This window comes from Acidovorax sp. Root275 (assembly GCF_001428965.1).
Classification (GTDB): domain Bacteria; phylum Pseudomonadota; class Gammaproteobacteria; order Burkholderiales; family Burkholderiaceae_C; genus Acidovorax; species Acidovorax radicis.
Genome location: NZ_LMJH01000005.1, coordinates 86,482 through 113,469, shown reverse-complemented (window position 1 = coordinate 113,469; position 26,988 = coordinate 86,482). Strand labels below are relative to the sequence as shown.

Here is a 26,988-nt window from a genome sequence, read left to right as displayed (position 1 = left end):
GACCTGACCCCAATATCTATTCAATCTCAGAAGGTCGGGGAGTTGTGCGCGATTAGGAAAAGGCAAAATGACTCCAACGCCTGGCTTTGAAAATAAAACATTAAACGCAATTAACTTCCAAGAATTCTTTATATCGCTGCAAAGATGCTTCTATAGATAACAAATCTTCATTACTGGGCTTGAAGTCTACTTTAGAGAATTTTATTAAAACATCATAACTATTTGATATAACCGTAGAGGTTACACTTCTCTCAAAAAAACTATTCAATGATATGTTCGTAACAAAAGCACCTTGAATTCCAACAGGCTCTATTCCCGACCCTCCACTCATCAGCACGGATTTATTCAGGCACTCTTCGCTAAATTTTTGAATTTTAAAATTCATAGAATGACTCCAAACGGTTTTCCCATCAAAATCGCTTATGAAAAAATATAACAAAACAGAAAAAAACAAAAATACAGGCATTAAAATTAATGCGTACTTTTTATTTTCCATGGAGGCGCTCCAATGATTCTATAAAATTCAACGGCACGATTGAGTACGGTATTTTTTCAAAATTAGAATCTCTAAGAGCCTTTGAAACAAAAGTTGTGCAATTATTAGACAGCAGTGTGTAGACCTCTGGATTTAAGCTATTTTTCTTAATTATTCTTTTCAGCAGCTCAACACTCTCCACACTCCCCTCCAACCACACAGCTTTATCTGGTTGACTTTGGTAGAATTTATCCAATTCAACAGTTCCCGGCACCCCCGGAAATATCAGTTCATAATTTGTTTTTGATGGAGACGTTGGGTAATAACCAAATGATCTACTGTCATTTACAGAAACTCCCACGTGACCTGGCCCACCTGAATAATAGTAAACGCTTGCACCAACAGCATAAGGCCCCATCCCAGGATTATCTAAACCACGAGGATCGACATGGTGCAGCGGATTCCCCTCCACATACCCAAACCGATTCCACCCCCCATCCAACCCAATCGGATCCCCCTGCGTATACCGCCCCGTGCTCGGCGCATACGTGCGGAAGTAGTTGTAGTGCAGCTTCGTCTCTTTGTCGAAGTACTGCCCCGGATACCGCAGGTTGAACGTGACTTCCGGGATGCTGGTGGCGCCCGTGGTCGGTGTGGTGGTCTCGCTGGTGAATCGCTTGGCCCCGATGGTGGGCTGTTCGTCTCCGAACGCACTGTACGCCCATTGCCATGCCACCTGGCCGTCGGGCTGGGTGAGTTTGCGGGGGGTGTTCAGGTGGTCGCTGTGGACGGCATAGGTTTGGCCTTTGATCACTGCCGCAATCGGCATGGGGCCGCTGGCGGTGGGTAAATAGATGTATTGGGCCGTGCCGGTGCTGTTGCTGCCGCCCGAGCCGTATTCGCCCAGCAGGCTGCCGTCTTCTGCGTACACGTAGCTGTAGCCCAGCTTCTCGGCGTCGCTGGTGCTGGGGCTCCAGAGTTTGCTGAAGAAGCTGAGGATTTGCTGGATGAGGCCGGGTGGTTCTGCCTGCGGTTCATCGTCGTCGGCCAGCAGGTTGTTGAGGTTTTTGTTGCTGCTGCCGCTGGCCGGGGTACTGCTGTACAGCGGCTCGGTCTTGAACACGCGCTGGCCCAGGGCGTTGTGGGCGTATTTGGTGGTGGGGGCGTCTTCGCCCTGGCCGGTGCTGGCGCTTTCCAGGCGGCCTTCGCTGTCGTAGCGGTAGGTGGTCAGGCCGTCGCCCAGCAGGTCGCCTGCGCTGTTGTATTGGTAGGTGACGCTGGTGTTGGCGGTGTTGCTGCCTGCCGTGGTGGTTTGCGTAAAGCCCAGCAGGCGGTTGTGGGTGCTGGCACTGCCGTAGGTGCGGCTGAGGGTGCCAGGGGTGCCCACGGTGGTGGTCTGGACGCTGGTTTTACGGTTGCCGTTGGCATCGTAGGTGTAGGTGGTGGTGCGCCCTGTGTCTCCAAACTGGATGATGCGGCCCGCCAGGTCGTACTTGACGGTCCAGAGCTTGGTGGCGTGGCTGAGGGTGCTGTCTTGAGGGTTGGTGCTGGCAGGCTGCCACAGGTCTTGGCTGATCGCTGTGATGCGGCCCGCTGCGTCGTACTGGTAGCCGCTGAATTCGGTGCTGGACACCTGGCCTGCGGTGTTGTAGTTGCGGGTGGCCGGGATGGCGGCCGCACCACCGGGCAGGCTCCAGTTCCAGCCCGTGGGCTGGCCCAGGGGGTTCCAGGTGATGCCGGTGACCAGCGGCTGGCCCGCCCAGGTCAGGCCGGTGATCTGGCCGGTGCTGTCGTACAAATGCTGCAGCACCTGCCCACCGGGGTAGGTGGTGCTGGCCAGCAGGCCCTGGGCGTTGTAGCCGTAGCTGACGCTGCGGGTGTCACCATTGTTCAGGGCCTGGGTTTTGGTGGTGACGCGGCCATGGGCGTCGCGCTCATAGGTGGTGGTGCCGCTGGCATCCACGATTTCGCCCAGGAAGCCTTTGCTGGTGGCCGTGAGGTCGTAGCGCAGCGTGGTGGTGCGCCCGTCGGCGTAGGTGATGAGCGTGGGGCGGCCCAGCAGGTCGCGTTCGATGGTGGTGGCCTGGCCCAGAGCGTCGGTGATGGTGCGGGGCAGGCCCAGGGCGTCGTACTGGGCGGTTTCGGTGCCGCTGTCGGGGCTGGTTTCGGTGGTGGCGTTGCCCAGGGCGTCGCGGGTGTAGGTGGTGGCTACGTTCTTGGCGTCCTTGGCCTGTGTAACGCTGTCAAGGGCGTTGTAAGTCAGGGATGCAGTGGCGTTTTCGGCATTGGTGATGGCCTTGGTGATGGCCTTGGTGCGGCGCAGGGCATCCAGGCTTTGTCTTGTTGTCTGGTTCAAACCGTTGGTCGTAGACACCCAGTCCCCGTTGGCATCGTAGCCATAGGTGGTCGTCTGCCCCCCTACGATGGCAGAGGCTACACGGTTGAGACTATTGATGGAGCGCGCCAGGCGCCATACCGTTTGCCCCTGGGCATTGCGGATGTCTTCCAGAGTGCGGTTGCCCATGGCGTCCAGGGTGTAGGCGCCGGAGTTGCCTCGGTTGTCGCTCCAATCCGTGAGGCGCTGGGCGGGGTCGTAGGTGTAGGTGATGCTGTGGCCGTGCGGCAGGATGGCGGTGGCAACCTGGCCGCTCGCGCGGTAGGTGAGCGTGGTGAGCTGCCCGCCCCGGTTGGCAGTGAGCATGCGGCCCCGGCCGTCGTAGGTGTAGGTGGCGACCAGGCCGGTGGGCGCGGTGTGGCTGAGCACGTGGCCTGCGCTGTCGTGGGTGTAGGTGTCCACATGGCCCAGGGCGTTGGTGGCGCTCGTCAGGTTGCCTGCGCTGTCGTACTGGTAGCTGGTGGTGGCGCCGTTGGGGGCGGTTTCGGTGGCAACCAGGCCGCTGGCGTGGTAGGTCCAGCTGGTGGTGCGGGCACTGCCCGAACTGCCGGAGCCACCACCGGTGTCGGTGATGGTCTGGGTCAGGGGGTTGCCCAGGCTGTCGTAGGTGTAGGTGGTGAGCCGGCCCGGTTCGGTGATGGTCACCGGCAGGCGCCATTGGGGGTGCCAGGTGGTTTGGGTGGTGCGCGATTCGGGCGTGCCTACGGCTTCGGTGATGGAGACGGGGAGGCGGCGGGGCGCGTCCCACTGGTAGGTAGACCGGTTGCTGGACTGGTCGTATTCGAGCTCCACAAGACCATCTGAGCGCACAGTGCGGGAAGCGATGGGAAGCTCACTAGGAGAAGCTGGCGCTGGCGACGCCCCCACAAAAACCAGCTCGTTTCCATAGATGCGGAAGCTGTGACTACGCCTGGTGCCAAGAGGATCTACATACCCGTTATTTGTAGGCACCGTGTACTTATCCACCCCGCCCGCTTTTTCTGTACTGAGCGCCCAGCCCTCCGTGTCGTAATTGAAGGTGGTGTATCGCACCCCCTGCTCGTCAATACGCCCGGCCAGCAAGGAGCCCACCTTGGCAGTAGCGTTGGTATATGCGTACTGAACGGTGGTGCCGTCTGCCTGACGCACAGACGTTAGAAACCCCGTATCCGAGTACATCAGCGACACGCTGCGCTGATCGCTGCTGGTAACAGAGATCAGCGCGCCATTCGGAGCGCCCCCATACGTAAACTGCAGACTCTGGCCAAAATTGTTTTGCACCACGGCCAGAAGGCCCTGCGTGTTGTAGCCATAGACCAAGCGCCAGCCATTGCGATATACCTGCTCTTCCAAAAGCCCCTTCAAACCAAAGGCATACCGTATCTCGGCTTCACCATCGTTAAATATCCATCGAGTACCATTGAATTCAAGCGTTTGAAGCTTGTTGCGGCCAACAAAGGCTGAACCGGTGTTTGGACGATAGAAGTAATTAAACGTCCCGTCACCCATTTGAATTCTTACCACCAAGGGGCCGGTACCCACATCCACGCCGCTTTCAGAGCCGCTTCTTGAATGAATCTCTCCACTGGTATCTATACCGGCAACTGCAAGGTGGATGTTGTGGTTATGAAGCCAGCCGGGCCCCATCGAACTTGGGACGGGGCCGTTAAAGTAACCGCTGAACCAAATATCCTTGTCCCGTGCCCGATGACTTCGATAGATCCGACGAAACTCCAGCGGCATAGGACCTGCGTTGACCAGGTCCATCGCTAACTCCACCTTTTCTCGGGTAGGAACAAGAATGGGGTTGCCTTTTAGGGCGGTTTGGGGGCATGTTTCACAAGGCGGCGGGGTTGTATTCGTCGGGGTAGCACACATGCTACTCTGCAGGTCAGGCGCCCAAGTTACGCGCGCACCGCGCTCCTGATGATTGCATTGAAAGGAGCGTTTGGCAGAGATTTCCACACCAACGGTTGAAATATCCTTACATTTTCCATCCACAATCCAGCCATTTGTGATGTGCAACGTTCTCGACTGGTGAACGGGTGCATTGGATAAATTAAAACCATCCCTGGTATAGACGGTTGTCGTGCCGGCAAGCGAGTGCGAAACTGCACACATATTTTTGAAGCTGGGCTTTGAATAAATGAGGTAGTTCATCGTTTCCTGAACAGCTTTAGCCTCAGTAGAATACCCGCCTGGCACATCATACGGGGCAATACCATACCCCGATCCATATACCCATTCCGTAAAAACATCAGGCTTCAAGCGGCAGATCATGTGACCCGTCATATTACTTTCAACGCACACATCAGAATAATTACCTTGAGCCTGCACCTGACCACCAGCCAGCATCGCAATCAATATAAAAACCGCCCTAAACAATGCACTCATGGGCACTCCCTCTCTTATTATGAATACTCAACCCGCTCACGACCTCTTGAACACGCGAGCAAAATCCAGAACCGGAGAAAATTCTAAATAATCCCCGGCAGGCCTCTCAATTTCAGCCGCGTTCAGCTAGCCGGTATTCCGCAACCCCGCAGCAATCCCATTAATGGAAATGTGAATCCCCGTCTGCACCCGCTCATCCCCCTGCCCTGCGCGCCAGCGGCGCACCAGCTCTACCTGCAGGTGGTGCAGCGGGTCGATGTACGGGAAGCGGTGCTTGATGGAGCGGGCCAGGGCCGTGTTGTGGGTGAGGCGCTGTTTGTCGCCGGTGATGCGGGTGAGGGCCTCGGCCGTGCGGTGCCATTCGGCTTCGATGCTGGTGAACACCTTTTTGCGCAGGCGTGCGTCGGTCACGAGTTCGCTGTAGCGTGAGGCCAGGGCCAGGTCGCTTTTGGCCAGCACCATGTCCATGTTGGACAGCAGCGTGCGGAAGAACGGCCATTGGCGGTACATCTTTTGCAGCAGGGCCAGCTGGGTCTTGGGGTCTTTGCCTTCCAGGTTCACAAACGCATCGACGGCCGAGCCAAAGCCGTACCAGCCGGGCAGCGTGAGGCGGCACTGGCCCCAGCTGAAGCCCCAGGGGATGGCGCGCAGGTCTTCGATCTTCTGGCTGGCCTTGCGGCTGGCGGGGCGGGAGCCGATGTTGAGCTCGGCGATCTCGCGGATGGGGGTGGAGTTGAAGAAATACTCGGTGAAGCCCGGGGTCTCGTACACCAGCGCGCGGTAGCTGCCCATGCTGGCCAGCGAGAGCTGCGCGGCGGCATCCAGAAAGGCCTTGGTGGCGGGCTTGGTGGGCTGCAGCAGCGTGGCTTCGAGCGTGGCGGCCACCAGGGTTTCGAGGTTGCGGCGGCCGATCTCGGGGTTGGCGTATTTCGACGCGATGACTTCGCCCTGCTCCGTCAGGCGGATCTGCCCACGCACAGTGCCCGGAGGCTGAGCCAGGATGGCCTGATAGCTCGGGCCACCGCCCCGGCCCACGGTGCCGCCCCGGCCGTGGAACATGCGCAGCTGGATGCCGTGGCTGGTGGCCAGTTCGTCAAACAACTCCACCAGCGCGATCTCGGCGCGGTACAGCTCCCAGTTGCTGGTGAAGATGCCGCCGTCCTTGTTGCTGTCGCTGTAGCCCAGCATGATGTCCTGCTCGCCGCCGCTGCGCTGCACCAGGGCGGCCACGCCGGGCAGCGCATAGAACTCGCGCATGATGGGCGCGGCATTGCGCAGGTCTTCGATGGTCTCGAACAGGGGCACCACGATGAGGTGGTTCTTGGACTCGGCATCCAGGGTGCCGCTCATCAGGCCCACTTCCTTTTGCAGCAGCAGCACTTCGAGCAGGTCGCTCACCGTTTCGGTGTGGCTGATGATGTAGTGGCGGATGGCCTCGTGGCCGAAGCGCTCGCGCATCACGCGGGCGGTTTCGAAGATGGCCAGCTCGCCCTGGGCATGGGCCGAATACTGGGCCCCCACCACGCGCAGCGGGCGGGCGTCGTTGAGCAGCTTGATGAGCAATGCGCGCTTGGCGGCTTCCTGCAAGCCTGCGTAGTGAGGCTCGATGCGGGCCATGGCCAGCAGCTCGGCCACCACTTCTTCATGTTTGTCGGAGCTTTGGCGCAGGTCCACCGTGGCGAGGTGAAAGCCGAACACCTGCACGGCGCGGATCAGCGGGTGCAGGCGCTCTGCGGCCAGGGCTTCGCCGTGGTGCGACTTCAATGACGCTTCGATCACACGCAGGTCGGCCAGGAATTCATCTGCGCTGCCGTAGGCGTTTTGCGGGGCCACGGCGTGGCGTGCGGCCTCGCCGCCGGTCAAGTCCTTCAGCGACGCTGCGAGGCGCGCATAAATGCCGGTGAGGGCGCGGCGGTAGGGCTCGTCCACGCGGTGTTCGTTGGTGTCGGGCGAGCGCTGGGCCAGCGCCTCCATCTCGGCGGACACCTGCACCAGGCGGGCCGACAGCGACAGCTCGCCGCCCAGGTAATGCACCTCGGTCAGGTAGTGGCGCAGGGCCACCTCTGCCTGGCGGCCCAGGGCGTAGCGCAGGGTTTGTGCGGTGACATTGGGGTTGCCGTCGCGGTCGCCGCCAATCCACTGGCCCATGCGCAAAAAGCTGTGCACGGGGTACTGGCCCAGTTCGTTTTCGAGGTCGGCGTAGATCTTGGGGATCTCGCGCAGGAAGGTGGCTTCGTAATACGACAGCGCGTTCTCGATCTCGTCGGCCACGGTCAACTTGCTGTAGCGCAGCAGGCGTGTTTGCCACAGCTGGGCCACGCGGGCGCGCAGCAGGGCTTCGTTGGCGGCCAGTTCGCGCGGGGTGAGTGCGTCCTTGGCGCTGTTGTAGAGCTGGGCGCGCACCTGGATGTCGTCGCGCGTGGCCAGCAGCTGGGCGATGTCGCGCTCGGCGTCCAGAATGCTCTTGCGCTGCACTTCGGTGGGGTGGGCGGTGAGCACGGGGGCCACGTAGCTGCCCGCCAGGGTCTGTGAAATCGTCTTGGGCGCGATGCCGGCCCAGCGCAGGCGCGACAGGGCGACTTCGATGCTGCCCTCTTGCGTGTCGCCCGCGCGCTCGTGCACGGCCCGGCGGCGGATGTGGTGGCGGTCTTCGGCCAGGTTGGCCAGGTGGCTGAAGTAGGTGAAGGCGCGGATCACGCTCACCGTCTGGTCGCCCGACAGGGACTTGAGCAGCTTCTTCAATGCGCGGTCGGCCTCCTGGTCGGCATCACGGCGGAAGGCGACGGAGAGCTTGCGCACCTGCTCCACCAGCTCATACGCGGCCACGCCCTCCTGGTCCCGGATCACGTCGCCCAGAATGCGGCCGAGCAGGCGGATGTCGTCAATCAGGGGCTGGTCCTTGTCGGATCGTTTCATGCGGTGGTCTCCGGGAGGTGGGTAAAGTGGCCCGGCGCCGCGCCCCCCAGATACCCCAGGACGCACCAGCCCCAGTGCGGGCGCATGCTAGCATCGCGCGCCCCTGAATGATTACAAACAGGTTACGAACTTGAGCCTCGCCCATTCCCCCCTTTCCATCGTCATTGCCACCCGAGAGAGCCGCCTGGCACTCTGGCAGGCCGAGCATGTGCAGGCCCTTTTGCGCGCACGCGGCCACCAGGTGGAGCTGCTGGGCATGACGACCAAGGGCGACCAGATCCTGGACCGGTCGCTCAGCAAGGTGGGCGGCAAGGGCCTGTTTGTGAAAGAGCTGGAAGTGGCGCTGGAAGAAGGCCGCGCGCACATTGCCGTGCATTCGCTCAAGGATGTGCCCATGGAGCTGCCCGAGGGTTTTGCCCTGGCCTGCGTGATGGAGCGCGAAGACCCGCGCGATGCGTTTGTCTCGCCCCGCTACGAAAACCTCGACGCCCTGCCCCAGGGCGCAGTGGTGGGCACCTCCAGCCTGCGCCGCCAGGTGCTGCTGCAGGCCCTGCGGCCCGACCTGAAGATCGAGCCGCTGCGCGGCAACCTCGACACCCGCCTGCGCAAGCTGGACGAAGGCCAGTACGACGCCATCGTGCTGGCGGCGGCGGGCCTGAAACGCCTGGGGCTCGAATCCCGCATCCGCTCTGCGTTTGCGCCCACGGCCATGCTGCCAGCGGCGGGCCAGGGCGCCTTGGGCATTGAGGTGCGCAGCGACCGACAAGACCTGATCGACGCGTTGGCGCCACTTGCGCACCAACCCACCTGGCTGACCGTGGCCGCCGAACGCGCCGTGAGCCGCGCCATGGGTGGCAGCTGCTCGATGCCGCTGGCGGCGCATGGCACGTTCACCGACGGCGTGCTGCAGCTCGACGCCGCCTGGGGCGACGTGGACACACAGGCCCCGCTGGTGCGCGCAGCGGCCAGCGCCGCCGTCACCACGCTGGCACAGGCCGAGGCGCTGGGCGACGCGATTGCGCAGCGCCTGCGTGCCGGTGGCGCGCGGGGCGCCGAACCCCTGAATTGATCGGCCAAGCCATGCCCCGGGTGATCGTCACGCGGCCCGCCCGCGAGGCTGCACACTGGGTCAAGCTGCTGAGCGCGCGCGGTGTGGATGCAGTGGCCCTGCCACTCATCGCCATCGGCCCCTGCCGTGATGCGGCGGCAGAGCAAGCACTCACCTTGGCGCATGCCCGGCTTTCGCAGTACCGGGCGCTGATGTTTGTCAGCGGCAATGCGGCGGTCCATTTTTTTGAGCCAAACAAGGCCCCAGCGCTTGATGGACAAGCGCTGGCAGCTATAAAAACAAGAGCATGGGCACCTGGCCCCGGTACAGCGCGTGCGCTGGAGCAGGCCGGTGTGCCGCCTGGCTGCATCGATGGCCCGGCGCCGGATGCCCCCCAGTTCGACTCGGAAGCGCTGTGGCAGCAGGTCTTTGCACAGATCCGGCCCGGCGACTGCGTGCTGATCGTGCGCGGGAGATCCGACACGCCCCAGGGTGTGCATGAAAGCCAAGGCAACGGCCGCGACTGGCTGGCACGCCAGATCGAGGCGGCGGGCGGCACGGTGGAGTTTGTGGTGGTCTACCAACGCGGCGCACCGCATTTTTCGGCGCACGAGGTGGCGTTGGCGCAACAGGCGGCGCACGACGGCTCCATCTGGCTGCTGAGCAGCTCTGAAGCCGTGGCCCACCTGGCCGAAGCCCTGCCAGGCCAGCACTGGGGCGCCGCGCACGCGCTGGCCACCCACCCGCGCATCGCCGAAGCGGCCCGCGCAGCCGGATTTGGCACGGTGCGGGAATGCCGTCCAGCGCTGGAAGACGTGGTGGCCTCGATAGAATCGGCCGCATGAGCTCCGCGCCCCCCAACGAACTGCCCCCCGCACCACCCGCAGCGCCCATGGCGGCACCCGCAGCCCCCGGCCGGGGCGGTGCGGTGACGCTGCTGCTGGGTGCGGTGGCCGCGGCAGCGCTGGTGAGCAGCGGCCTGCTATGGCAAAAGCTCAGCTCCATCCAGGAACAACTGGCCCGGCAGTCTGCGGACTCGGGCGCGCAGGCCATCGAGGCCCGCACCATGGCGCGCCAGGCCGAAGAACTGGTGCGCGAGACGGCCGCCCGCCTGTCGGTGGCCGAAGCGCGGGTGAGCGAAGTGGCATTGCAGCGCAGCCAGCTCGAAGAGCTCATGCAAAGCCTGTCGCGCTCGCGCGATGAAAACCTGGTGGTGGACATCGAATCCGCCATTCGCCTGGCCCAGCAGCAGGCCCAGCTCACCGGCAGCCTGGAGCCCCTGGTGGCCGCCCTCAAAAGCGCCAACCAGCGCATAGAACGCGCCGCCCAGCCCCGTCTGGCACCCGTGCAGCGCGCCATTGGCCGCGACCTGGACCGCCTGACCCGCGCCACGGTGACCGACACCGCTGGCCTGCTGGGCCGCCTGGACGATCTGGTGCGCCAGGTGGACGAGCTGCCCGTGCTGAACGCCGTGGCCCAGGCCGCCGCCACCCGCCGCCTGGCCGCAACACCCGCCCCAGAAGGCACCCCGCCACCCAACCAGGGCAACCTGGCCTGGTGGCAGGCTGCCCTGCAGCGCAGCTGGGAGGTGGTGCGCGACGAGGCCCGGGGCCTGGTGCGGGTGAGCCGCATCGACCAGCCCGAGGCGATCCTGCTGGCACCCGAGCAGACCTTCTTCCTGCGCGAGAACCTCAAGCTCAAGCTGCTCAACGCGCGCCTGGGCGTGCTGGCGCGCCAGTTTGAATCGGCCCGCGCCGACCTGGCGGCCGCCACGGTGGCACTGAACAAATACTTCGACCCGGCCTCGCGCCGCACGCAGAACGCGGCCAGCACGCTGCAGACCGCCCAGGCCAGCATGAAGGCGGCCGAGCAGCCGCGCCTGGACGAAACGCTCTCTGCGCTGGCTACCGCTGCTGCTGGACGCTGACGACATGCGCGCAGCACTCTGGCTTTTGGCATTGTTTGGCGTGGCCGTGGCGGCCGCGCTGTTCGCGGGCAACAACCAGGGCACCGTCACCCTGTACTGGCCGCCCTACCGCATCGACCTGTCGCTGAACATGGTGGTGCTGCTGCTGGTGGGCGGCTTCGTCACCGTCTACGCGGCTCTGCGCGCCCTGGCGGCGCTGCTGGAACTGCCACACCAGGCCCGCCGCTGGCGCGTGCAGCAAAAGGAGCGCACCATGCACGCGGCCTTGCTGGATGCCCTGACCCACATGCTGGGCGGCCGTTTCATCCGCTCGCGCAAGGCGGCGGTGGCCGCGTTGTCACAAGAACACGCACTGGCCAGCGCCGGGGAGGCTGTGCCCCACGGCCGCCAGCTGCGCGCCCTGGCCCACATGATTGCCGCCGAGGCATCGCACGCGCTCCAAGACAGCGCCACGCGCGAAAGCCATCTGCAGGACGCCTTGCAGGAGGCGCCGCTGCGCGGCAGCGTGAACGAGCAGGAAATGCGCGAGGGCGCCCAGATGCGGGCCGCCCGCTGGTCGCTGGACGACCGCGATGCCAGCGCCGCGCTCGACCGCCTTGCGGCCCTGCCGCAGGGCGCCGCACGGCGCACGCTGTCGCTGCGTATCAGGCTCAAGGCCACGCGCCTGGCACACCAGACGCAGGACGCGCTGGACACAGCGCGCTTGCTGGGCAAGCACCGTGCGTTCTCGCCCGCAGCGGCCCAGAGCATCGTGCGGGGCCTGGCCATCGAACTCATCAACAGCGCGCACGACACCGCACAGCTGCAGCAGACCTGGATGTCGCTGGAGTCGTCCGAGCGCAGCATGCCCGAGCTGGCCATCCACGCCGCGCAGCGGCTGGCCGCCCTGGGTGGCGATGCCACGCAGGTGCGCGCCTGGCTGCTGCCCGTGTGGGACCGCATGGTGGACCTGCCCGACGCCCTGGCCGAACACCATGCGCTGAAGCTGGTCCGCGCGCTGGAGGCGGGGCTGGATGCGCTCGACGCCCCCTGGCTGGCCCGCATCGAATCAGCCCAGCAGGCCAACCCGCGCGACGCCCGCCTGCAGTACCTGGCGGGCATGGCCTGCCTCAAGCGCCAGCTGTGGGGCAAGGCCCACCAGCTCCTCACGCAGGCGGCGCAGCAGCTGAGCGACAGCAGCCTGCGGGCCAGCGCCTGGCGCCACCTTGCAGAACTGGCAGAGAAACGCGGCGACGAAAATGCCGCTGCCGAGGCCTGGAAGAAGGCCGCGCTCAGCCGGTAAACGGCCTTTTGCAGGGGCTGCTTTCCGGGTGCCGTCCTTCGCCGCCCAAAGAACATCCCTCGCAGCCTGCCCAGACCGCAACGGTTGGGGCCGCACCCAACCAGGGCATTCCTGGTGCATTCACCGCAGCCACTCCCCCGCTGATGCGCGCAGGTGCAACTTGCACAGCATTGGGGAACTTTGAGCGCTCAGGCCCTATCAATTCATTTTTTTTGAATTGAAGCATCAATCTGCCTGAAGCCGAATGCGGCGACGGCTTCCTACACTGCCCCATCGCTTGACGGATGTCAGCCCCGAACGGGCTGGCAGGTTCGCCCAGCACCCTGTTTGCCAGACCCTCCCATTCTTTCCCGATGACTGCCACCGCCACCCGCACCGCCGCCGACGCACCGCCCCACCGCTACACGCGCACCGCCATGCTTTTGCACTGGGTGCTGGGCCTGGCGCTGATCGGGCTGTTTGGCGTGGGCATCTACATGACGGGCCTGCCGTTTTCGCCACAGCGGCTCAAGCTCTACAACTGGCACAAATGGGCGGGTGTCACCCTCCTCGTGCTGTCGGTGCTGCGCCTGCTGTGGCGCGCCACGCACCGCCCCCCGGCCCTGCCGCCAGCCATCGAAAAGGCCATGCCGGGCTGGCAAAAACTGGCGCACCACGCCACGCACGGGCTGCTCTATGCGCTGTTTTTTGCCGTGCCACTGATTGGCTGGGCCTACAGCTCGGCCGCTGGGTTCCCCATCGTGTTCCTGGGCCTGTGGCAACTGCCCGACTTCGTACCCGTGAGCAAGGAACTGGCCGAGGCCATCAAACCCTGGCACCAGATCACCGCATTTGCGATGGCGGGCTTGGTGTTGCTGCACATCGCGGGCGCGCTCAAGCACCAGATCGTGGACCGCGACGGCCTGCTCTCGCGGATGCTGCCTGGTAGATGAGGCACCCCCTGAACCGCTTCGCGTCCTCCCCTTCTCCTGCGGGAGGGGGACGCACCCGGTGGCCCGGCAAAGCCGGTTCCACGGATGCACTGGCGGATGCGCACCTGTCATGCACCAGCCGACCGCCCCACCTTCTCTTTTCTGTCTTTTGAACGGAGTTTTCGAATGAACCTGTCTGCTTCCACCCTGTCCCGCATCGTGCTGGGCGCCGCCCTTGCCATGGGAGCCCAGGCCGCCATGGCCCAGCAACAACTGGTGCCCGCCCAAAGCGAAGTGCAGTTCACCGCGCGCCAGATGGGCGTGCCGCTGGACGGCCACTTCAAGACGTTCAGCGCCCAGGTGGCGTTTGACCCGGCCAAGCTGGCCACTAGCAAGATCGCGCTCACGGTCGATACCGGCAGCGCCACGCTGGGATCGCGCGAGACCGATGCCGAGCTGCCCAAGCCCACCTGGTTCAACGTGCCCAAGTTCCCGCAGGCGCAGTTCGAATCGTCCAGCATCAAGGCGCTGGGCGGTGGCAAGTTCGAGGTGGCGGGCAAGCTCACCATCAAGGGCAATGCGCAGAACGTGACCGTGCCCGTGGCCCTCGTCCAGAGCGGCGCCACCACCACGGCCACCGGCACGCTGCCCATCAAGCGCCTGGCGTTCAAGATCGGCGAGAACGAGTGGGCCGATACCTCGATGGTGGCCGACGACGTGACGGTCAAGTTCAAGCTCGCGCTGACTGGGGTGGCCAAGCTTTAGCACCCGAGTCCCCTCCCACCAGCGTTTCACTCGTTTTTGTTTTCGGTTTCGTTCCGCGTTTTTCCTCTGTCGTCTCTATTCAGGAGTATTCACCCATGCGCAAGTCCCTGTTCTCCCTGCTCGCCGTGGCCGCTGCCACCGCCATGACCGCCGGTGCCGCCCAGGCCGCCAACTACGCCATCGACCCCACACACACCTTTGTGACGTTCGAGATTGGCCACTTCGGCGCCACCACCAACCGCGCCCGCTTCGACAAGAAGCAAGGCACGGTGGAGTTCGACCGCGCAGCCAAGAATGGCAAGGTGGACATCACCATCGACACCACTTCGGTGAACTCGGGCACGCCTCCGTTCGACAAGCACCTGCAAAGCGCCGACCTATTCGATGCCGCCAAGCACCCCACCATCAAGTTCGTGTCCGACAAGTTCAGCTTCAACGGCGACAAGGTCAGCGAAGTGACCGGCCAGCTCACGCTGCTGGGCAAGACCGCCCCCGTGACGCTGAAGGCCACGCAGTTCAACTGCTACGACAGCCCCATGCTCAAGCGCGAAGTGTGCGGCGGCGACTTTGAAACGACCATCGACCGCACCCAGTGGGGCATGAACTACGGCGTGGAATGGGGCTTCCCCAAGAACGTACGCCTGGTGGTGCAGATCGAAGCCGTGAAGCAGTAAAGCCGCACAGCGCAAAGGCAGCAGGGGATGCGCGGCGCCCCCTTGCCCCTCAGTGCAAGAACAAGAAGCCACCCGCAGCAGCGATGCTGCAGGTGGCTTTTTCTTTGGCAGTCCGTTGCGTCCCCTGCGGATGCAGCGCATGCCACAGATCAGTCAAAAATTAACTTAACGTAAATCAATTACGAATAGTAGAATTGCAAAACCAATTCGAGGAGACTCTGCATGAACGCTGTCCTGAAGAACCCTGACCTGGCCACGCTTCCCCCGCCGGCCGCCATCCAGCAGTTGCACCACTACGCCTACAAGGCGCGTGATGCCGAGGAGACGCGCCAGTTCTACGAGGACATCCTGGGCCTGCCGCTGTACCACATCATCCAGAGCGACTACGTGCCCAGCACGGGTGAATACTGCCCTTACACGCACTTCTTCTTTCGCCTGCGGGACGGCTCGTTCATCGCCTTCTTCGACCTGGGCGACGACGTGAAGGCCGAGCCTTCGCCCAACACGCCGCTGTGGGTCAACCACATTGCTTTCCGCGTGGACACCGTGCAGGAGCTTGAGAACACCAAGAAGCGCCTGGAGGCCCACGGCATCGAGGTGCTGGGTGTGACGGACCACCACATCTTCCACAGCATCTATTTCTTCGACCCGAACGGCATCCGGCTCGAACTGTCGGCCCAGTTGGCCGACGAAGCACAGATGGCCAAGGACAGCACCGTGGCCCACGCCCGCCTGAACGAGTGGACGGCGCGCAAGCAGCAGTGGCGCAAGGAGCGCGCCGAAGGCAAGGCGGCCGCTCCGCTCAAGCCCGAGAACAATGACCGGCCGGAGTTCGTGCCTCACTGAGCAGCACGGCGCTGTTTCTAGGACCAAATTGGCCTTTGGCGCTTATCCATCAAGCGCCAAAGGCCATAAAAATCATAGCAACCCGGCCCTGCGGCGGCGCAGTGCCCCCACGCCCGCCAGCAGCGTGGAAAGCAAGGCCAGGCCCGCCCAGTCCAATGCAGGCACGGCGACCGCGCCATTGCCGGGCGGCACGGCCAGCGGGGCCTCGAAGGCGCCGATGTCGCACGCCGGACCGATAGGGCGCGCCACGCCGCGCTGATCCACCAATTCGCAACCGCTGCCCGCATCGATGGCGGGGCTGCCCGGCTGCAAAGCCAGGGTCTGGCTGAAGTAGCCCGCACCGTTGTCGGCCAGCGGGGCCAGCAGCGGGTCGGCCTGCGGTATCGATGCGCCGCACGATTGCACGGCCGTTCCGCCAAACTGCAGGTTGTTGCCCCCGTCGGACAACACGGCCCCTCCCTGAGCGTAGCAGTTGATGCCGCCCAACGTGGCGCTGATGAGCGTGTTCCTCGCCGTGACCCGCGTGCCGGCGGCCCAGACAGAGATCGCCACGGTTCCGCTGTTGTTGGCGAAGGTGCTGTTGGCAATGCTGCCGCCCGCCACGCCGGTGATGCCGAGCGCACTGCCGGCGCCGTCCGCCAGGGAGTTGTCCACAAAGGTGGTGTTGGTGATGGACAAAGTGCTCGACGTGATCGGGTTGATTCCCACCGCTCCGCCAGAAGCCCCCGAAGCCGTGGACGAATTGTTCTGAAACAGGCTTTGCGTGATGGTGAGGGCCGCGCCATGGTGGTCGACGGCGCCGCCGCCATTGACGCTGATATTGTTCTGCGCCACGAATTCGTTCAGCGTCAGCGTGTCGTGCTCACTGTTGGTGTAGATGGCGCCGCCCCCATAGTCGGCCCTGTTGCCGATGGCGCGTACCCTTTGCAGGCTGACCTGGGAGCCCAGGTTGCCCCCGGTAAACAGGGCGCCGCCGTCACCGCCCGCCAGCGTCCGGTTGTTGCGCAAGATGACGTTGCGGAGCGACAGCGTCACGTTGTTGGCATAGATGGCGCCGCCGTGGTCCGCCTGGCCGTTGATGAGCGTGAGCCCGGCCAGCGCGTAGGTGCCGGAGCCCAGATAGAAATGCCGCGCGACGAGGTTGGCATCCAGGGTGACGAGCCCGCCGCCATCGAGGGTGGTTCCCGACGCTGGGGCTTTCATGCCGGTCAGCGTGATGGTGTGCGGGACTGCACCGCAGTTGAACGTGATCTGGTTGCTGCCAGACAGTGCCGCATCCAGCGCGGCCTCGGTGCAACTGAGGGGCGTACCTGTGCCCACGACGACGGGGGCGGCATGGGCGGATGCAGTGCAGGCAAGGGCCGCCAGCAATGTGGGCTGGGCGAAATAGTGAAGGCGCATGGGCGTGTTCGTGACATTCGGAAAACTGCGGCGATTCTTGGGAAACCGCCCCGCCCCGTCCGTGCCCAAAATGACAATCGCTGTGCCCAAAGTGACATGGGCACACCGGGCCGTCAGCCGCTGCGCGCCTCGCTGGGCGACATGCCGAACTGCCGCCGGAAGGCGCGGCTGAAGGCCGATACGTCGTCGAACCCGCTGTCCAGCGCGATCTCCAACACACGGCGGTGGCGCTGCGCGGGATCGGCCAGCATGGCGCGGGCGCGCATCAGCCGCTGTTCGCGCACAAAGTCGGAAAAGTACGTGCCCTCCCGCGCGAACAGGCGCTGCACCTGGCGCGGGGTGAGGTGGTGCAACCGTGCGATCTGCACCAGGCTCAGATCGGCCCGGTCGATGCGGGCCAGGATGTCGCGGCGGATCAGCGCCAGGCGGGGCACGTCCACGGCATCCTGCACAGAGGTCTGCGCAGTGGGTGCCAGCACACGCGCCACCAACTCCTGCAGATGCGACAGGGCCGACTGCAGCAGCGGCGCGGAAAGCTCGGGGCTGCGGGCCAGCAGTTGCGCATAGCCGATCGCCAAGGCGGGCTCCGGCATGTCGGGCGACAACATGCGCATCGGCGCCTCCTCCAGCCCCGCGACCCGCCTTGCCATGGCGGCATGCGGCACCTGGATGCAGGCGCTGGCCCCGCCCCGGAGATTGATGAACTCGTGCGCACGGGCCTTGGAGACGATGGCGTACTGGCCGCCGGCCAGGCAGTGGCTTTCACGCGGCGTATGGAAAACACCACCGCCCCAGGCCACGGCCAAGTACAGGGCGTCGTCCCCGTCGCGAAGCATCTCGGGCGAGCGCCACATGCGGCTGGGTGTGCACTGGGTATGGACGTAGATGGAGTCACCGCCCAGGGGCAGCATGGTGCTGGCGAAGTCCAGCCCGTCCTGGGTTGCGCCTGCGCCTTCGAAGGGCCGCAGCTCCACGCGCATCAATTCGCGCCCGTAGAACTCACGCAGCGCGTCGGTCTTGTCACGCCCGGTGTAGTCGCGCGAGCTCAGGTGGAGGCACTGGGGGGCGATAGGTGCTTTCGGCATGGCGGCTGGGAAGAGTGGGCAGTCACAGTGTAAAAGCTTGTGGGCTCAGAAGAAGAACTGCCACGGATGACCGCCCACCAGGCACAAGAAGCTATCAGATAGATAGCAAACGACCCATCGCGCACACGCCGGGCGCGATGGGTCGCGAACACGCTTCAGCCGCCCCGCTGCTGCGCCCGCATGATCTGGTGGCGCTGCCAGTAGGCCCCCACCACGGCGTTGAACTGGTCCTTCTCCTTGGTGAGGCCGGACAGCTTGATCTTGCTGGTCTTGGCGCCCAGGCCCAGGGCATTTTTCTCGGGATGGGTCACGATCAACGCGTTGCCAAAGCTGCTCTCTTTGTATTCGAGCGCCTTCACCGCATCCCAGAACACGGTGGTCTCGTCGGCGCTCGTGCGGATGCCCTCGATGCTGACCTCTACGGTGTTGTCCCCCTTGAGCGCAAACACCACGGGTGGAAAGTAGCGCAGCACCAGTGCGCGCTCTTCATCGGTGGCGGGCTCGTAGCGGTAGGCCAGGCTGCGTTCGTGGTCTTGCGCGAACTGCTGCTCGTAGTCGCTCCACAGGCGCTGCTCGATCGCATCGGCCGTCAGGATCTCCTGCACCCAGGTGGCGGCAGGCGCACGCACGGCGATGGCGCCGTAGTCCTGCTCTTTCAGCGCCATGCCCACGTTGCGCAGGCGCTCTGGCATCGCGGGGTGCGTGTCAAAGGGGTGCGGCACATTGGCCGTTTTCATGGCGTCCAGAAAATCATCGGAGGCCGCATAGGGTGCCAGCCCCTGTGCCACAAAGCGGGCGATGCCCAGCGTGGTGTCGTCGTGCCGCTCATTGCGGCCAAACAGCTCGGTCTCGATCTTGTAGCGGTACTGCGCGTAGGCCGCGATCTTCACCAGCGACTGCGCAATGGCCGCAGGCGAAATGAGCTTGGCGGCCAGCCGGTCGGCCTTGAACTCACGCTCGCGGCTGTCGCGCGCCAGCGCGATCTCAAAGATCATCCGATACAGGTCCAGCAGCGGCGAGACCATGACCGTGAGCCCGCCCGTGCGCATGGCGTGCCGGTAGTGGTCGTACTGCACGAGTTTGGGGCCCAGCCGGGCGCTGCTCTGGGTATCGCCGCCACGCAGGTGGGCCAGCTCATGGCCGAACACAGCATCGGCTTCGGCCTGGTCCAGGATGCGCAGCAGGGGCAAGCTGACAAACAGCGTGCGGCCTGTGAGCGTCTGGTTGCCCACTGTGAGCGGCGCCTCTGTCACGAAAAAATTGGCGTCGATGCCGGCCACGATGTGCTGGGGCGGCTCGGTCTTGAGGCGCTGGGCCATGTGGCGGATGCGCTTCCACAGCAGGGGTGCATCGTCTTCGGACACCAGTTCGCCCACGGCCTGGTTGCTGGACTCCACCCGTTTGAAGATGCCCCTCACCGCCACCAGCACACCCGCCAACACCACAAAACCCACGAGAAGCACGAGCTTGGGCGAATACTTGTGAAAGAAGAATGCCGTCACCCAGAACGACAGCCACACTGCCATCGCCCCTTGCACCAGCAGCGCGGCGGCGCTGGCATAGGTGGTCAAGCGCCAGCCGGTCACAAAACTGGTGTACTGCAGCGTGCGGTCGGCAAAGGCCAGTGCGCCCAGGCCCAGCACGGCCAGCAGCAGCACGCCGCCGGCCACCAGGGTCCAGAACGACACCAGGCGTGCCATGTGGAACTGCCACACGTCGGAGTAGCGCTCGCACAGGGCTTCGCGGTAGTCCTGCGCCTCGGGCGAGGTGTTGTCGCAAATGGTGGAGGGTGGGTTGCTGCGGTAGTAGTCCTTGCGCGCCTGCTTCTCGGCGGGCGGCATGCCCTTTTCGGCGTCGATGCGCTGGCTGATGCCGGCCACAAAGCTCGCGTCCTGGTCGTGCTGGGCGTAGAGGGTGAACCCATAGGTCACCGCAGGGATGAGGAAAAGCGCCAGCAGCGCATAGACAAAGACCTTGGCCAGGCCCACGCGGAGTGCGGATTGAAGATTCATGAATGGGACCGATTGGTTGTATGTTTCATGACTTGCGCAAAACAAGGCTCAGGCAAGCGGATCACCCCAAGGCGAGGTGGCTGTTGCATCCCGATTTGCGGAAGTCTTGTGTTTTTTGACCCGGATAAACGCATGGAGCCACGCCCCTCCTCTCCAGGGGCTCTCTCTCGCTCCACCGGGCGGGATTATCAAGACGCCACAGCGGGCCGGTCCAGCGACAAGGTAACAATTGGCGAGAAATGCCCGACAGGCGGGATGTGGGTGGGATGCGAGCGCGAGGGGAAGAACGTCTAACGCCGGTCGGCACTCCCGTAAAATGCCCGGTCCACCCTCTTGACCGTTGAGGCGCGCCCCGTGCCTGCCTCCACCTTCTGCCAAACCCCATGAGCACGCCCCAAGCACAACCCGGCCTCGACAGCCTGTCCAAGTCTTTTGAACCTGCCGCCCTGGAAGCCCACTGGGGCCCCGAATGGGAACGCCGTGGCTACGGCGTCGCGGGGTTCCGGGGCACCGGCGCCGCCCAGGCGGGCGAGCCAGCGTTTTCCATCCAGCTGCCGCCCCCCAACGTGACGGGCACGCTGCACATGGGCCATGCGTTCAACCAGACGATCATGGACAGCCTCACGCGCTACCATCGCATGCGTGGCTTCAACACGGTGTGGGTGCCGGGCACCGACCACGCGGGCATCGCCACGCAGATCGTGGTGGAGCGCCAGCTGCAAGAGCAGGGCATCAGCCGCTACGACATGGGCCCCACCCCCCCCGAGGCGCGCAAGAACTTTGTCTCCAAGGTGTGGGAGTGGAAGGAAAAGTCCGGCAACACCATCACCACGCAGATGCGCCGCATGGGCGACAGCGTGGACTGGAGCCGTGAATACTTCACCATGGACGACAAGCTCTCCAAGGTGGTGACCGACACCTTCGTGAAGCTGTACGAGCAGGGCCTGATCTACCGCGGCAAGCGCCTGGTGAACTGGGACCCGAAGCTGCAGTCCGCAGTGTCCGACCTGGAAGTCGAGAGCGAAGAAAAAGACGGCTCGCTGTGGCATATCGCCTACCCCCTGGCCGATGGATCGGGCAGCCTGACGGTGGCCACCACCCGGCCTGAGACCATGCTGGGCGACGTGGCGCTGATGGTGCACCCTGAGGACGCGCGCTACACCCACCTCATCGGCAAGATGGTCAACCTGCCGCTGTGCGACCGTCAGATCCCGGTGATCGCCGACGAGTACGTCGACAAGGAATTCGGCACGGGCGTGGTCAAGGTCACCCCCGCGCACGACCAGAACGACTACGCCGTGGGCCAGCGCCACAAGCTGCCCATGATCGTGGTGCTGACCCTGCAGGCCACCATCAACGAGAACGCACCGCCCAAGTACCAGGGCATGGACCGTTTTGTGGCCCGCAAGGCCGTGGTGGCCGACCTGGAAGCCATCGGCGCGCTGGTCGAGGTGAAGAAGCACAAGCTCATGGTGCCGATCTGCACCCGCACCGGCCAGGTGATCGAACCCATGCTGACCGACCAGTGGTTCGTGGCCATGAGCAAGGTGAGCGACCAGGACCCCACGGGCAAGAGCATTGCGCAAAAGGCCATCGACGCCGTGTCCAGCGGCGAGGTGACGTTCGTGCCCGAGAACTGGGTGAACACCTACAACCAGTGGATGAACAACATCCAGGACTGGTGCATCAGCCGCCAGCTGTGGTGGGGCCACCAGATCCCGGCGTGGTACGACGAAGACGGCAACGTGATCGTGGCCCGCGACGAAGCCGAGGCCCAGGCCAAGGCGCCCGGCAAAAAGCTGCGCCGTGACGAGGACGTGCTCGACACCTGGTACTCGTCGGCCCTCGTGCCCTTCAGCACCATGGGCTGGCCTGAACAAGGCGACGCGCCCACCGACGACTTCAACCTGTACCTGCCCAGCACCGTGCTGGTGACGGGCTACGACATCATCTTCTTCTGGGTCGCCCGGATGATCATGATGACCACACACTTCACGGGCCGCGTGCCGTTCAAGCACGTGTACATCCACGGCCTGGTGCGCGACGCGCAGGGCAAGAAGATGAGCAAGTCCGAAGGCAACGTGCTCGACCCGGTGGACCTGATCGACGGCATCTCGCTGGAGCCGCTGCTGGACAAGCGCACTACCGGCCTGCGCAAGCCCGAGACCGCACCCACCGTGCGCAAGAACACGCAAAAGGAATTCCCCGAGGGCATTCCGGCCTACGGCGCCGATGCGCTGCGCTTTACCTTTGCGGCGCTGGCCAGCCTGGGGCGCAGCATCAACTTCGACAGCAAGCGCTGCGAGGGCTACCGCAACTTCTGCAACAAGCTCTGGAACGCCAGCCGCTTTGTGCTGATGAACTGCGAAGGCCAGGACTGCGGCTTGAAGGAGCACACCAAGGAAGAATGCCAACCCGGCGGCCCCGCCCACGGCTACATGCAATTCAGCCAGGCCGACCGCTGGATCAGCTCGCTGCTGCAGAAGACCGAGGCCGAAGTGGCCAAGGGCTTTGCCGAGTACCGCCTGGACAACGTGGCCAACACGATCTACGACTTTGTCTGGAACGAGTACTGCGACTGGTACCTGGAAATCGCCAAGGTGCAGATCCAGAACGGCACCGAGGCCGAGCAGCGCGCCACGCGCCGCACGCTGATCCGCACACTGGAAGCCATCCTGCGCCTGGCCCACCCGATCATCCCGTTCATCACCGAAGCGCTGTGGCAGACGGTGGCACCCGTCGCAGGCATCCCTGGCGAGTCGGTCAGCATTGCCCGCTACCCCGAAGCCCAAGCCGCCAAGATCGACGAGGCTTCCATCGCCCACATGGGCCGTGTGAAGGGTCTTGTGGACGCCTGCCGCGCGCTGCGCGGCGAGATGAATGTCTCGCCCTCCACCCGCCTGCCGCTGTACACCGTGGGCGACACCGACTTCATGCGCGGCGTGGCACCCGTGCTGCAGGCCTTGGCCAAGCTCAGCGAAGTCAAGGTGTTCGAGGACGAAACCGCCTGGGCCGCCGCCGCCCAGGCTGCGCCCGTGGCCGTGGTGGGCGAAGCCCGCATGTGCCTGTACATGGAGATCGACGTGGTGGCCGAGAAGGCCCGCCTGTCCAAGGAGATCGCCCGCATCGACGGTGAGATCACCAAGGCCAACAACAAGCTCTCCAACGAAGCGTTTGTGGCCAAGGCCCCCCCTGCCGTGATCGACCAGGAAAAGAAGCGCATCGCCGACTTTGGCGCCACGCTGGCCCGCCTGCGCGACCAGCTGGCACGCCTGGGCTGAACGGCCGGGCAGCCTCTGGCCTGACACTTGCATATCCAAGACGACCACAACACCCCGACCCCCCGCCTTCAAGGAGCCCCATGACTGTTGCCACCACCGTCCGCAAAGCCGTTTTCCCCGTCGCTGGCCTGGGCACCCGTTTTCTGCCCGCCACCAAGGCGTCTCCGAAGGAAATGCTGCCCGTGGTCGACAAGCCGCTGATCCAGTACGCCGTGGAAGAGGCTTACGCCGCAGGCATCCGCCACATGATCTTCGTGACCGGCCGCAGCAAGCGCGCCATCGAAGACCATTTCGACACGGCGTATGAGCTGGAGGCCGAACTCGAAGCCGCCGGCAAGAAGGAACTGCTGGCGCTGGTGCGCTCCATCCAGCCCGACGACATGGACTGCGCGTTCGTGCGCCAGCCCCGCTCGCTGGGTCTGGGCCACGCCGTGTTGTGCGCCGAGCCGCTGGTGGGCAAGGAACCCTTTGCCGTGCTGCTGGCCGACGACCTGATGGTGGGCCCCCCAGGCGGCCAGCCCGTGCTGGCCCAGATGGCCACCGCCTTCCGCCAGCAAGGCCGCTCGGTCATCGCGGTGCAGGAAGTGCCGGAAGACCAGGTCCACAAATACGGCATCGTGGCCGGCGAGCCCGCTGGCGGCCCGCTGATCCGCATTGAACGCATCGTCGAAAAGCCCAAGGCCGATGTCGCCCCCTCGCGCATGGGTGTGGCCGGCCGCTACATCCTCACGCCCGGCGTGTTCGACGAGATCCGCAACCAGCCGCGCGGCGTGGGCGGTGAGATCCAGCTCACCGACGGTATCGCCCGCCTGATGCAGCACGAAGCCGTGTACGCCTTTCAATACGATGGCAAGCGCTACGACTGCGGCAGCAAGGAAGGGTTTTTGGAAGCGACGGTGGAGCTGGCTTTGCAACACCCGCAGGTGGGCGCGCAGTTCCGGGAATATCTGAAGACTTTGGCGCTGTAAGCCACAGTCCGAACCCACATTGGAAGCGCCTCAAACGCTTCCAAATTAATAGCTGCCAGCGCTTATCCAGAAAGCGCTGGCAGCTATTTTTACATCTAACGACGGCGCAGGATGTGGATGTATTCCTCGCCCACCGTCTGCTGCTCCACCAGCTCGTTGCCCGTCTGTTTGGCAAACGCCTGAAAATCCCGCAGCGACCCGCCATCGGTGGCCACCACCTTCAGCAACTGGCCGCTGGCCATGTCGGACAGCGCCTTCTTGGCCTTGAGGATGGGCAAGGGGCAGTTCAGGCCCCGGGTGTCGATTTCTTTGTGAATGTCCATGGTCGTCAATCCTTTGGCGGCTGCGGTGGTTGCTCGTCCAGGCCACGCCGCCGTTCTGCATTTTCTTCGGCGGTAAAAAACACGGGCTCATGCCCCCGCGTGCGCAACCAGTCCGCCAGCGCGTAGCCCGTGCCCGCAGGCCAGCATTTGAGGTCCGCCAGATCGTACAGCCGGTAGTCCACCAGCTCGGGCGACAGCTGGACCCGCCCCGTGGCCACCACATGGTAGGCAATGATGATCTGGTTCATGCGCAGGAACTCGTAGGCCCCCACGAGCGATGTGGACTGCACATCGAGGTTGGTTTCTTCCTTCACCTCGCGCGCAATGCCCTCCTGGGGCGACTCGCCCGCCTCCATGAAGCCGGTGATCAGCGCAAACATCTTGCCCGGCCAGGCCGCGTTGCGCGCCAGCAGCACCTTGCCGTCGATCTCCACGATGGCGGCCAGCACGGGCGTGGGGTTGTTCCAGTGCGTCCAGCCGCAGGCGGGGCAGCGCAGCCGCTCCTTGTCGCCCCCATCTTCGGCCAGGGTGATCGGCTGCAGCGCGGTACCGCAGTGGGTGCAATGGCGGACTTCGTAGTGCATGGTAATACTATTATTTTTATAGCTATTAGCGCTTACCCTTCAAGCGCTAGAAGCCAATTTGATTCAAACTCTCGAACCCGGCAGCCGGTGGCAACCCGTCACGCCGGAAACACGCCGGTAGACAGGTACCGGTCGCCCCGGTCGCACACCACAAACACGATGGTGGCATTGCTGTCGCGCGCGGCAATCTGCTGCGCCACCCAGCACGCGCCTGCGGCCGAGATGCCTGCAAAGATGCCCTCTTCGCGCGCCAGGCGGCGGCACATGTCTTCGGCGCTGTCCTGGTTCACATAGACCAGCTCATCCACCGTGCTCGCGTCATAAATCTTGGGCAGGTACTCTTGCGGCCACTTGCGGATGCCCGGAATGCGCGATCCCTCTTCAGGCTGCGCGCCAATGATCTGGATGGCCGGGTTCTTCTCCTTGAGGAACCGCGACACCCCCGTGATCGTGCCCGTGGTCCCCATGGCGCTCACAAAATGGGTGATGCGCCCGCCGGTCTGCTCCCAGATCTCGGGGCCGGTGGTTTCGTAGTGGATGCGCGGGTTGTCGGGGTTGGCGAACTGGTCCAGCACCTTGCCTTCGCCGCGCTTTTGCATGGCCTCGGCCAGGTCGCGTGCATGCTCCATGCCACCGCTCTTGGGCGTGAGCACCAGCTCTGCGCCAAAGGCCTTCATGGTTTGCGCGCGCTCGATGGAAAGGTCTTCAGGCATCACCAGCACCATGCGGTAGCCCTTGATGGCCGCTGCCATCGCCAGCGCAATGCCGGTGTTGCCCGACGTGGCTTCGATGAGCGTGTCGCCGGGCCGGATGTCGCCCCGCTCCTCCGCGCGCCGAATCATCGACAGCGCGGGCCTGTCCTTGACCGAACCCGCCGGATTGTTGCCCTCCAGCTTGCCCAGCACCACATTGCCCCGCGCCGTGTTGTCCTGGGCCCCAATGCGCTGCAGCGCCACCAGCGGTGTGTTACCAACCGCGTCTTCAATCGTCGGATATTTCATGCGCCCTACTGTGCCATAATTTGGGGCTTCACGAATTCCAGCCCGGGTGGTGAAATTGGTAGACGCAGGGGACTCAAAATCCCCCGCCGCAAGGCGTGCCGGTTCGATTCCGGCCCCGGGCACCACGAACAAGTCCGTAAGAGCGCAGGCTCTTGCGGACTTTTTTTTGCGCCTTTGAAATCAGCACCTTAGCTGTCCGTGCCCGCCAAGACCCATCCACCCCCGTCCGGAATTTTGGGGGGCATATCTGGGGGCACATTTTCAAAAAAAGGGGGCACATTGATATGTTCCCGGCGCCCACAGCCGGTACCTCTACGATACCGATCGCCTTGTCGTGGCAGATGCCATCGCCGTGCCCCGCTCAATCCTCGAGAACCACCCCCAAGGCAGCGAGCTTTTCCGCATACGAATCCCTGCGCTTCGCTGCTTTGGCCGCCGTATCGACAGCCGCCTGAATGGCTTTTGGGCCCTTGGCGCCCACAGCCTTGATGAGGCCCTGCTTGTGGGCGGCGTCTGCCTGCGCCCTTTTGAAAGTGGCGATCAGCTCGGCATGGGCAACAGGTTGATTCACAGGGGATTTCCATTTTCTAAAGCGCCATTTTCAGCGCATTTTTTGGGGATCTGCGAGGCCGATGGCCACCGGCACACAGAATCCAACAAGCCCCTGCCCCAGGTTCATTTTTACGCCCGCAATCTGGCGTAGAAATCTCTCAGCCCCCAG

At 63.9% G+C, this 26,988-nt stretch carries 20 protein-coding genes and 1 tRNA gene; 12 read left to right on the top strand and 9 right to left on the bottom strand.

Going from position 1 to position 26,988, the window contains the following annotated elements; translation table 11 throughout:
• Positions 1–100 precede the first annotated feature (100 nt).
• The 3 genes from ASE52_RS25615 to ppc form a co-directional block, all read right to left on the bottom strand.
• Positions 101–496, bottom strand: a complete 396-nt coding sequence (locus ASE52_RS25615; protein ID WP_140426198.1) for a hypothetical protein — start codon at positions 494–496, stop codon at positions 101–103.
• Positions 486–4,202 carry an RHS repeat-associated core domain-containing protein gene (locus ASE52_RS08665; RefSeq protein ID WP_158004151.1) on the bottom strand — a complete coding sequence of 1,239 codons (3,717 nt, stop codon included), beginning with the start codon at positions 4,200–4,202 and terminating at the stop codon, positions 486–488. The genes ASE52_RS25615 and ASE52_RS08665 overlap by 11 nt, the downstream gene beginning before the upstream one ends.
• Before the next feature lie 1,167 nt (positions 4,203–5,369).
• Positions 5,370–8,159, bottom strand: coding sequence for a phosphoenolpyruvate carboxylase (gene ppc, locus ASE52_RS08655; protein ID WP_057225441.1), 2,790 nt, complete (start codon positions 8,157–8,159; stop codon positions 5,370–5,372).
• 130 nt (positions 8,160–8,289) lie between these two features.
• Between ppc and hemC the strand changes: the two genes are divergently transcribed.
• The 8 genes from hemC to ASE52_RS08615 all read left to right on the top strand — a co-directional run bounded on the left by hemC (position 8,290) and on the right by ASE52_RS08615 (position 15,612).
• A complete protein-coding gene (gene hemC, locus ASE52_RS08650) occupies positions 8,290–9,228 on the top strand; it encodes a hydroxymethylbilane synthase (RefSeq protein WP_057225439.1) in 939 nt (312 codons plus the stop codon).
• Between the two features lie 11 nt (positions 9,229–9,239).
• Entirely contained in the window at positions 9,240–10,052 is an 813-nt protein-coding gene (locus tag ASE52_RS08645; protein ID WP_057225437.1) for a uroporphyrinogen-III synthase, read from the top strand.
• A complete protein-coding gene (locus tag ASE52_RS08640) occupies positions 10,049–11,134 on the top strand; it encodes a uroporphyrinogen-III C-methyltransferase (protein WP_057225435.1) in 1,086 nt (361 codons plus the stop codon). Before ASE52_RS08645 ends, ASE52_RS08640 begins: the two co-directional genes overlap by 4 nt.
• 4 nt (positions 11,135–11,138) lie before the next feature.
• Positions 11,139–12,416 (top strand): heme biosynthesis HemY N-terminal domain-containing protein, encoded by a 1,278-nt coding sequence (locus tag ASE52_RS08635; protein WP_057225433.1) that lies wholly within the window; start codon positions 11,139–11,141, stop codon positions 12,414–12,416.
• A gap of 353 nt (positions 12,417–12,769) precedes the next feature.
• Complete coding sequence (locus tag ASE52_RS08630) at positions 12,770–13,348, top strand: cytochrome b (protein ID WP_057225431.1); 579 nt, start codon at positions 12,770–12,772, stop codon at positions 13,346–13,348.
• A gap of 165 nt (positions 13,349–13,513) precedes the next feature.
• Positions 13,514–14,092 carry a YceI family protein gene (locus tag ASE52_RS08625; protein ID WP_057225428.1) on the top strand — a complete coding sequence of 193 codons (579 nt, stop codon included), beginning with the start codon at positions 13,514–13,516 and terminating at the stop codon, positions 14,090–14,092.
• Positions 14,093–14,187: 95 nt separating this feature from the next.
• On the top strand, positions 14,188–14,766 hold the full coding sequence (locus tag ASE52_RS08620) for a YceI family protein (protein ID WP_057225426.1): 579 nt from the start codon (positions 14,188–14,190) through the stop codon (positions 14,764–14,766).
• Between the two features lie 222 nt (positions 14,767–14,988).
• On the top strand, positions 14,989–15,612 hold the full coding sequence (locus tag ASE52_RS08615; protein ID WP_057225424.1) for a VOC family protein: 624 nt from the start codon (positions 14,989–14,991) through the stop codon (positions 15,610–15,612).
• A 72-nt stretch (positions 15,613–15,684) separates the two neighbouring features.
• Here ASE52_RS08615 and ASE52_RS08610 read toward each other — a convergent pair whose 3' ends face one another.
• The 3 genes from ASE52_RS08610 to ASE52_RS08600 all read right to left on the bottom strand — a co-directional run bounded on the left by ASE52_RS08610 (position 15,685) and on the right by ASE52_RS08600 (position 20,110).
• On the bottom strand, positions 15,685–17,013 hold the full coding sequence (locus tag ASE52_RS08610) for an IPTL-CTERM sorting domain-containing protein (protein WP_057225422.1): 1,329 nt from the start codon (positions 17,011–17,013) through the stop codon (positions 15,685–15,687).
• A gap of 113 nt (positions 17,014–17,126) precedes the next feature.
• Entirely contained in the window at positions 17,127–18,098 is a 972-nt protein-coding gene (locus tag ASE52_RS08605; protein WP_057225420.1) for a helix-turn-helix transcriptional regulator, read from the bottom strand.
• 155 nt (positions 18,099–18,253) lie between these two features.
• Positions 18,254–20,110, bottom strand: a complete 1,857-nt coding sequence (locus ASE52_RS08600) for a M48 family metallopeptidase (RefSeq protein ID WP_057225418.1) — start codon at positions 20,108–20,110, stop codon at positions 18,254–18,256.
• 383 nt (positions 20,111–20,493) lie between these two features.
• Here ASE52_RS08600 and ASE52_RS08595 point away from each other — a divergent pair, with 383 nt between their 5' ends.
• Both ASE52_RS08595 and galU read left to right on the top strand, forming a co-directional pair.
• On the top strand, positions 20,494–23,391 hold the full coding sequence (locus ASE52_RS08595; protein WP_057225416.1) for a valine--tRNA ligase: 2,898 nt from the start codon (positions 20,494–20,496) through the stop codon (positions 23,389–23,391).
• A gap of 80 nt (positions 23,392–23,471) precedes the next feature.
• On the top strand, positions 23,472–24,359 hold the full coding sequence (galU, locus tag ASE52_RS08590) for a UTP--glucose-1-phosphate uridylyltransferase GalU (RefSeq protein WP_057225414.1): 888 nt from the start codon (positions 23,472–23,474) through the stop codon (positions 24,357–24,359).
• 95 nt (positions 24,360–24,454) lie between these two features.
• Here the strand turns inward: galU and ASE52_RS08585 are convergent, their stop codons facing one another.
• The 3 genes from ASE52_RS08585 to cysM form a co-directional block, all read right to left on the bottom strand.
• Positions 24,455–24,682: a sulfurtransferase TusA family protein gene (locus ASE52_RS08585; protein ID WP_010459874.1), complete on the bottom strand. Its 228-nt coding sequence runs from the start codon at positions 24,680–24,682 to the stop codon at positions 24,455–24,457.
• A gap of 5 nt (positions 24,683–24,687) precedes the next feature.
• Positions 24,688–25,266, bottom strand: coding sequence for an NUDIX domain-containing protein (locus ASE52_RS08580; RefSeq protein ID WP_057225412.1), 579 nt, complete (start codon positions 25,264–25,266; stop codon positions 24,688–24,690).
• A 98-nt stretch (positions 25,267–25,364) separates the two neighbouring features.
• On the bottom strand, positions 25,365–26,267 hold the full coding sequence (gene cysM / locus ASE52_RS08575) for a cysteine synthase CysM (protein ID WP_057225410.1): 903 nt from the start codon (positions 26,265–26,267) through the stop codon (positions 25,365–25,367).
• A gap of 40 nt (positions 26,268–26,307) precedes the next feature.
• Here cysM and ASE52_RS08570 point away from each other — a divergent pair.
• Positions 26,308–26,392: transfer RNA gene (locus tag ASE52_RS08570), tRNA-Leu, on the top strand.
• A gap of 209 nt (positions 26,393–26,601) precedes the next feature.
• Entirely contained in the window at positions 26,602–26,970 is a 369-nt protein-coding gene (locus ASE52_RS25930; protein ID WP_158004150.1) for a hypothetical protein, read from the top strand.
• Positions 26,971–26,988 lie beyond the last annotated feature (18 nt).